Annotated in this window: 1 protein-coding gene; it reads right to left on the bottom strand. The window is 24.6% G+C overall.

Going from position 1 to position 1,609, the window contains the following annotated elements; translation table 11 throughout:
* Positions 1-27: 27 nt before the first annotated feature.
* Positions 28-1,609 (bottom strand): hypothetical protein (locus tag AVBRAN12642_RS09645; protein ID WP_336607734.1); only part of this gene is annotated, 1,582 nt, incomplete at its 5' end.

Here is a 1,609-nt window from a genome sequence, read left to right as displayed (position 1 = left end):
AATTACAAGTTTTCTCATCTATATTCCTTATTTACTTTTAATCTCGTTAATCTTTTTGTTTATATCTGAAACATTTAAAGATTTTTTTAATTCATCTGTTTTTATCTTTAAATCCTCATTTGCTATTTTGCTTTCTATTTGTAATTTAGCTTTACTTGTTTCTGTTTCTAATTTAATAGAAGTTTTATCAAGTTCGTTACTATCAATTTTTAATTTATATTGAGAATTATCAATATCCATAGTTGAATTTACTTGAGGATTTATTCTAGTTATTACATTATTTTTATTATACACTCCTAATAATTTACTATTCTGTAATTCAAATAAAACATCAGAAGTATCATTAATCTTGCTATAACTAGCAAAATACGAATCACTTGGCTTTAACTTAACATAATTGTTTTTCGTATCAGCATAATAAAATTCTTGAGCTGGGTTTGTGTAAAATTCTTTAAAGAATTTATTTTTTTCATTATCCCAATCAGCTAATTGCTTTCTATAATTTGAAGAATTAGTAAATTTTAAATTTTCTTTTATATTTAAAATATTTAAATCCAAACTACCATTTTTCGTTGCTGTATATTCAACTTGTTCTTTATTGACATAAGCAGTAGTTCTATAATGATCCGAAGTTGAATCTACAATAGTAGGAGCTTTAAAATTCATTGTATAGCCGTTGTATTCTAAATCTTCTATATCATATTCACGCATTTGCAAATAATTATGGTTCATAACAAAATATCTTAAATTATAAGCACTATCCCTACCATCTTTTTTAGTTTGCTCTTTTGAATAATAAGTTAAAAGTCCTCTTGATAAATCAAGTTCAGCGGCAGAATTTGTATTTGAATAGTAATTAATAGCTGTTTGATTATTTTTTTCTATATCATTTTTAAAACTATTCCAATCATCTTTTAAAGTTGTAAAATGAGATAAATCTGATTTGCTTAAATCATAATTAATACCAACTAATTGAGCTTTTAATTCGTTTTTATTCGCACTAAAACTAGCATAATCTGATGAATATTCTAAATTCTTTTCAGCATTAGGTGTATTTAGACTAGTATTTTGCAAGTTATAATTTTGAGTTTTTATTTCTTTAATTCCTATATCAGAAACATTGTAACTATTGCTAGTAAGAGTATTTTTATTGCCATCTAAAGTATAATAATCAAAAGATTTAACACTCTTATCATCTTCTAATTTTCTACCATATAAATCAAGCGTCATAGTGCCTAAATTAAGACTAGCTGCACTTTTAGAATTTAAATCTTCTGAATAGTAATAATAACTATTCACATTATTATTAGCAAAAAATTTATTAGGAATAGAAGGTTCTAATTTAGTCCATTCTTTTTCATCTTTTACAACAGGAACACTAGGCAATACAACTTTATTATCATCTAATTTATTATCTGGTGTATTTGTAGTATTTGAATTATTATTAGGATTACTTGGCGTATCTGGTGTTGTATTTGGATTACTTGGAATAACTAAATCATCACTAGGCTTATTTGGAACAACTTCTGGCACATTATCTGTATTTAAAGAACTATCATTTTTAGCAATTATTTCATTTACTTCTTCTTTGATATCACCTGTAATATTT

The sequence above is a fragment of the Campylobacter sp. RM12642 genome (assembly GCF_020137635.1).
Lineage (GTDB): Bacteria > Campylobacterota > Campylobacteria > Campylobacterales > Campylobacteraceae > Campylobacter_E.
Note: the sequence above shows the minus strand (reverse complement) of the source record. Positions and strands in the feature narration are given on the sequence as shown.